Source organism: Hydrocoleum sp. CS-953, assembly GCF_002260545.1.
Classification (GTDB): Bacteria; Cyanobacteriota; Cyanobacteriia; order Cyanobacteriales; family Microcoleaceae; genus Trichodesmium.
The window spans coordinates 1-6,925 of the sequence record NZ_LGSU01001114.1; the positions used below are offsets into that span (position 1 = coordinate 1).

Genomic DNA, 6,925 nt, shown 5'->3' on the forward strand with positions numbered 1-6,925 from the left:
GCCTCCCCTTGGATAGGGGATAATAAATAAAAATTTTCCTGTTCGTCAATCCTCTTCTTTTCAAGGNGCCTCCCCTTGGATAGGGGATAATAAATAAAAATTTTCCTGTTCGTCAATCCTCTTCTTTTCAAGGAGAGGTAATTCTAAATTCTAAATTCTTAATTCTTAATTCTTGAACTGATTTTTTGGTCTCAAGCCTCAGATGAAAAAAATAAACTTCAGTATTTCAAGCATAGGACTTTAGCTGAAAGCACTGTTTGGCTCCACAATATCAAAAAGGAAGTTCCTCCAAAAGAAACTAACTAATAACTGATAACTGAAATGACCTTAATAGAATCAAGCAGACTAAAGTTTACTAATGATATAAATATCTGTCGCATTTTGAATGGAATTTGGCAAGTATCAGGCGCTCATGGACGTATTTCTCCAAAAGCTGCTATTCCGAAGTATGTTTAATTATATGGATGCGGGTTTTATTACTTGGGATTTAGCAAGATCATTATGGTCCAGCGGAGGACTTTATTGGAGAATTTAGGCGACAACTAATAAATAATAGGGGAGTAGAGGCTTTATCTAATTTACAAGCTTTTACAAAGTGGGTGCCAAGACCTAATAAAAATGACTAAAAAGTTGGTTGAGGAAAATATTGATATTTCTCGCAAAAGAATGAATTTGGATACTTTGGATTTAGTTCAATTTCACTGGTNTCATTATGGTCCAGCGGAGGACTTTATTGGAGAATTTAGGCGACAACTAATAAATAATAGGGGAGTAGAGGCTTTATCTAATTTACAAGCTTTTACAAAGTGGGTGCCAAGACCTAATAAAAATGACTAAAAAGTTGGTTGAGGAAAATATTGATATTTCTCGCAAAAGAATGAATTTGGATACTTTGGATTTAGTTCAATTTCACTGGTGGGAATATCAAAATAAAAATTATTTGGATGCTCTTAATTATATGGCGGAGCTTCAGTCGGAGGGAAAAATTAAGCATCTGGCTTTAACTAATTTTGATACTGAACATTTGAAGATTATTATTGAAAGTGGAATTAATATAGTTTCCAATCAAATGCAATTTTCTCTAATTGACCGCTGTCCTTTGGTGGAAATGGTAAATTTTTGTCAAAAGCATAATATTAAGCTTTTGGCTTATGGTATATTATGTGGTGGTTTATTGTCAGAGAAATATTTAGACTCGTCGGAACCTCAAAATAGAAACCTTGATACTGTTAGTTTGAGAAAGTACAAAAATATGGTTGATATGTGGGGAGGTTAGAGTCTATTTCAAAAACTATTAAATTTGCTCAAAAAATTTGCTGATAAGTATAAAGTTAGTATCTCAAATGTGGCAGTTCGCTATATTTTAGAACAGCTAAATGTTGCAGGTGCAATTGTCGGAGCAAGGCTGAGTATTTCCGAAAATTTACAAGATAATTCTCCCGTATTTGATTTTAATTTAGATGTAGAAGATTAGGAACAAATTAATTATTTAACTTCAGAGTGACGGGATTTGTTTAAGTTAATTGGTGACTGCGGTGATGAATATCGAAAATAATGGATAATGGATAATTGATAATTGATAATTGATAATGGATAATTGATAATTGATAATTGATAATTGATAATTGATAATTGATAGACTCACCTTACTGAACTAGCCTTTTTATATTAATTTTTTTCAGCTTAACTTTATACTTACAAATAATACTTACAAAAGGATTTGAAAATATGTCTGATTCATTTACTTCAGAAATTAGTAATCGCATTTGTTCTCACATGAATGAAGATCATCAAGATGCGGTACTTTTGTATGCTCAAAAATTTGGTAGTTCTGCCAATGCTACAGCAGCAAAAATGCTTTCTATTGATGCTCAAGGTATGAATTTAACTGCTGAAGTTAGTGGGGAAAATTTACCGATAAGAATTGAGTTTGACCATAATTTANGATTCATTTACTTCAGAAATTAGTAATCGCATTTGTTCTCACATGAATGAAGATCATCAAGATGCGGTACTTTTGTATGCTCAAAAATTTGGTAGTTCTGCCAATGCTACAGCAGCAAAAATGCTTTCTATTGATGCTCAAGGTATGAATTTAACTGCTGAAGTTAGTGGGGAAAATTTACCGATAAGAATTGAGTTTGACCATAATTTAAAGGATGCTGAAGATGCTCATCATACTCTTATTGATATGGTCAAATTAGCTCGTAGTCGAAAATGAGAGATGAGCAATTTTACGAATAAAGTCTAAAAACTGTTGCGCAACAGTTGAATTAATTATCAATTAAATAGAAGTTGGGCGTTTCGCTGCCCTGCTAACTTTATCTAAAATCTAAAAACTGTTGCNAAATTAGCTCGTAGTCGAAAATGAGAGATGAGCAATTTTACGAATAAAGTCTAAAAACTGTTGCGCAACAGTTGAATTAATTATCAATTAAATAGAAGTTGGGCGTTTCGCTGCCCTGCTAACTTTATCTAAAATCTAAAAACTGTTGCGCAATAGTTGAATTAATTATCAATTATAGCGCTACGTGCTAGGGAATAGGGAATAGGGAATAGGGAATAGCGGTGCGACCCCGCGTCGCCGATAGGCGCAAGGGAATGCTGACCAAGAGAGGGAACGCGCACCAAGAGAGGGAATAGTAAACTGTCAAAGGGTTTTCCTAGGTCATGCTGCGCAAACAAGATTTAGAAATGTCAAGAGCCTTAANGGGAATAGTAAACTGTCAAAGGGTTTTCCTAGGTCATGCTGCGCAAACAAGATTTAGAAATGTCAAGAGCCTTAATGCGTAGCGCTATAAAAAGGAAAACTAACTTTTCCTCTAAGTTGAGTCTTTCCAGAATGTTGAGACTCTACTATTGCGTATAGAGCAATAGTGATGAATATTTTTTTGATTTTGGATTAATAAATTAGCTGCTTTTGATTTGTCTGGAGCGATCGCTCAATTTCTGAAAAAGGAAAGGTAGGTTGGTCTGAGGTGAGTCTTTCTAGATGTGTGAAAATCTACTATTGNCTTTTCCTCTAAGTTGAGTCTTTCCAGAATGTTGAGACTCTACTATTGCGTATAGAGCAATAGTGATGAATATTTTGTTGATTTTGGATTAATAAATTAGCTGCTTTTGATTTGTCTGGAGCGATCGCTCAATTTCTGAAAAAGGAAAGGTAGGTTGGTCTGAGGTGAGTCTTTCTAGATGTGTGAAAATCTACTATTGCATATAGAGTAATAGTGATCAATAATTTTTTGATTTTGAATTTATAAATTAACTGCTTTTGATTTGTCTAGAGCGATCGCTCCATACCTGAAAAAGGAAAGGTAGGTTCCTCTGAGCCGAGTCTTTACAAACTGTTGAAACTTTACTATTGCGTATAGAGCAATAGTGATGAATATTTTTTTGATTTTGAATTTATAATTAGTTCGTATTAATTTGTTTGGAGCGATCGCTCAATTTCTGGAGGAGGAAAGTAGGTTGCTCTGAACTGAGTCTTTGTAGATGTGTGAAAATCTACTATTGCCTATAGAGCAATAGTCGTTTCATTTACTAAAGCTCCCGAAGGCGGGTGATAAAAATTTTCTCTTGATATCGCGGATAGAGCAATAGTCGTTTCATTTGCTGAAGCTCCCGGAGGCGGGTGATAAAAATNGATAAAAATTTTCTCTTGATATCGCGGATAGAGCAATAGTCGTTTCATTTGCTGAAGCTCTCGGAGGCGGATGATAAAAATTTTCTCTTTGTATTGCGGATAGAGCAATAGTCGTTTCATTTGCTGAAGCTCTCGGAGGCGGATGATAAAAATTTTCTCTTGATATCGCGGATATAGCAATAGTTATTTCATTTGCTGAAGCTCCCGGAGATGGGTGGTGAAAATTTTCTCTTTGATTGCCGAAACAGCAGTAGTCATTTCATTTTTTCAGCTCCCAGGGGGTGATGAAAATGTTCTCTTTAATATTGGGAATAGAACCAGATTTTTTTCATTTGCTGAAGCTCCCAGAGGTGAGTGATGAAAATTTTTCCTTTTATTCCGGATAGAGCAAGAGTCAGTCCAGTCGGAAATTTTCACTACTCACTTCCTCTAGTTGGGTGCTTAATAAAATGAAGATATTATTGCTCTTAACGCAATAATCAGAAATTTTGACTCCCGTACTCCCGTACTCCCGTACTCCCGTACTCCCGTACTCCCGTACTCCCCGACTCCCCGACTCCCCGACTCCCGTACTCCCCGACTCCCCTACTCCCAGATTCCCTAATTCAAAATAGACCCTCCCATCATTTTCTGATACCTCAACTCCAACTCCCTCTTCAACAAAGGCAAACTATTCAAACTTTCATCCTCCTCCATCACCCGAAAAGCAGCACCCCGCGCCAACTCCAAAACCTCCTGGTCTTCAACCAAACTCGCCAAAGCAAAATCCGGCAACCCCGACTGCTTCGTTCCCAACACTTGCCCAGGCCCCCTCAAACGCATATCCATCTCCGCAATAAAAAATCCATCCTGAGACTGCTCCAAAACACTCAACCTTTCCACAGCATCCGTCGAACCCGCACCCCTCATCAACAAACAATAAGACTTATGAACGCCACGGCCCACCCTTCCCCGTAATTGGTGTAACTGAGATAAACCAAATCTTTCGGCATTTTCAATTAGCATTACCGTAGCATTCGGTACGTCTACCCCCACTTCCACCACAGTAGTAGAAACTAAAATCTGAGTTTTATTATTCCGAAATGTACTAATAGCTTGGTCTTTTTCCGCACTGCTCATTCTGCCATGAAGTAAACCTATTTGAAACTCTGGAAAAACTTTTTCTGCTAATTTTTGATGTTCTTCTACGGCAGATTTTACATCCAATTTTTCGGACTCTTCAACTAAGGGTAAAACGATATAAACTTGTCTACCTTGAACTATTTCTCGGCGGATTAAATCATAAGCTTTTTTACGTTGTCTGCCAGTCAAAGTTGTAGTTTGAATAGGTTGTCTTCCTGGTGGAAGTTCGTCTATTTGACTAACATCTAAATCTCCATGTAATGTCAAAGCTAATGTTCTGGGAATAGGAGTAGCTGTCATTGCTAAAAAGTGGGGAGATTCTCCTTTTTGTTGTAATTTTGCTCTTTGTTGAACCCCAAAATCTATGTTGTTCATCTATTACTACTAAGCCTNTGCCAGTCAAAGTTGTAGTTTGAATAGGTTGTCTTCCTGGTGGAAGTTCGTCTATTTGACTAACATCTAAATCTCCATGTAATGTCAAAGCTAATGTTCTGGGAATAGGAGTAGCTGTCATTGCTAAAAAGTGGGGAGATTCTCCTTTTTGTTGTAATTTTGCTCTTTGTTGAACCCCAAATCTATGTTGTTCATCTATTACTACTAAGCCTAATTTATGAAAGTTGACTGTATCTTGAATTAGAGCATGAGTACCGACTAAAACTGGTAATTCTCCAGTCTCAAGTTGAGCATGAATTTCTCGACGTTTTGCTATTTTTGTGGAACCAGTTAATAATTCAACAGGCAAATGTAAGAGGTTAAACCAAGTAACTAATTTACGATAATGTTGTTCTGCTAATACTTCTGTTGGTGCCATTAAAGCGGCTTGATAACCAACTTGAATTGCGGCTAACATGGCGACTACTGCTACTACTGTTTTTCCTGCTCCTACATCTCCTTGTACTAATCTTTTCATTGATTCGGCTTTTTGTAGGTCGTTGAGAATTTCATTGACTACTCTGTTTTGAGCATTAGTTAATTGAAATGGCAGTAATTCGTAGAATTTATTAATGAGTTTTCCAGTGACTGGTAAAGCTATTCCTGTTTCTGTTGTTTTTTGCAGTTGCCGACGTTTTAATAATCCTAATTGTAGGTAGAAAAATTCATCAAAAACTAAACGACGACGTGCTGCTGCTAAACAATCTCTATCTATAGGGAAATGAATGTTTTTAATGGCGTTTTTTAAGTCTATTAATTGATATTGATGCAGAAAGTTTTCTGGTAATGTATCTGATAATTTTTCTGCTGTTGGTAAAGTTGTAAATATTGCTTTTCTGACAACATCTGCTCCTACTCCATCTGTTAATGGATAAACTGGTACTAAACGACCAATTTTCATTGATTCAATTTGACTACCTTCGCTATCAAGAACTTCTATTTCTGGGTTATCTAAATTTTTGCCATATTTGTTTTCTTTTACTAAACCTGAAGCAGCGACTGTTGCACCGACTGGATAGAATTTTTTTTGCAGCATTTGCCAACCTTTATTACTGAATCTAGGTCCGGCAAAAAAGCGGCTAATTTTGATTTGCCCTGTGGCATCTGTGAGGGTAAGTTCGAGAATAGTTAATTTCTTATTTTTAGGACTAGAAAAACAGTTAAACCTTTTAACTTTGCCGATTATAGTAACAGTTTCTCCGGGTTCTAAGTCACGAATATTTACTTGGCGAGCATAGTCTATATGGTCTCTTGGATAATAATAAAGTAATTCTCTAACTGTAGATAATCCTAATGTTGCGAGGCGATCGCTGTTTTTAATTCCGATACTTTTTACTTCTTTAAGTGGTTGTTGTAATTCTAGGTTATTGGTAGATTTTTTGGAAAAGTTAGAAGTATTTTTCTGTATTGTTGCAGTTACTTCGACAGGATGTACTTCTGGTGTATTTTTCTCTTTTTGTCTGGCACAGAAAGACTGCATTTTATTTAAAAAATGCTGGGTTTTTTCTAGTAAAGATTGTCGTTCTTCTCTGGTTATTTCTGGATAAGAAGCAAATCTTTTAGACAGTTCCTGAAATTGATTTTGATAAGCTTTTAATGTTATTGGTGGTTTACTTAAACTAATACTCAAAAAGTCATTAAATATATATTGTTTACCTTGGATATTTTGAAATCCACGTTCTGCTTCTACCCATAAAGCTTTTTTTAGTCTTTCCCAGTCTATCGTTT

At 36.0% G+C, this 6,925-nt stretch carries 3 protein-coding genes and 3 pseudogenes; 4 read left to right on the plus strand and 2 right to left on the minus strand.

Annotated elements, in window-relative coordinates:
- Positions 1-321: 321 nt before the first annotated feature.
- The 4 genes and pseudogenes from AFK68_RS45545 to AFK68_RS17115 all read left to right on the plus strand — a co-directional run bounded on the left by AFK68_RS45545 (position 322) and on the right by AFK68_RS17115 (position 2,221).
- A complete protein-coding gene (locus AFK68_RS45545) occupies positions 322-456 on the plus strand; it encodes a hypothetical protein (protein ID WP_371357430.1) in 135 nt (44 codons plus the stop codon).
- 251 nt (positions 457-707) lie between these two features.
- Positions 708-1,504 (plus strand): annotated as a pseudogene (locus tag AFK68_RS17105) (aldo/keto reductase); the annotation flags it as partial.
- A gap of 224 nt (positions 1,505-1,728) precedes the next feature.
- Positions 1,729-1,944, plus strand: a 216-nt coding sequence (locus AFK68_RS17110; RefSeq protein WP_143437969.1) for a DUF2470 domain-containing protein, incomplete at its 3' end; no start/stop codon positions are given.
- Between the two features lie 31 nt (positions 1,945-1,975).
- Entirely contained in the window at positions 1,976-2,221 is a 246-nt protein-coding gene (locus tag AFK68_RS17115; protein ID WP_371357431.1) for a DUF2470 domain-containing protein, read from the plus strand.
- A gap of 2,022 nt (positions 2,222-4,243) precedes the next feature.
- On the opposite strand, the pseudogene AFK68_RS17125 reads toward AFK68_RS17115, so the two are convergent.
- Positions 4,244-5,157, minus strand: a pseudogene (locus AFK68_RS17125) (ATP-dependent DNA helicase RecG); the annotation flags it as partial.
- A gap of 1 nt (position 5,158) precedes the next feature.
- A pseudogene (locus AFK68_RS17130) lies at positions 5,159-6,920 on the minus strand (ATP-dependent DNA helicase RecG); the annotation flags it as partial.
- Between the last annotated feature and the right edge of the window lie 5 nt (positions 6,921-6,925).

Coding starts and splice junctions, on each gene's coding strand:
- AFK68_RS45545 (WP_371357430.1), top strand. CDS start 322: ATGACCTTAATAGAATCAAGCAGACTAAAGTTTACTAATGATATAAAT.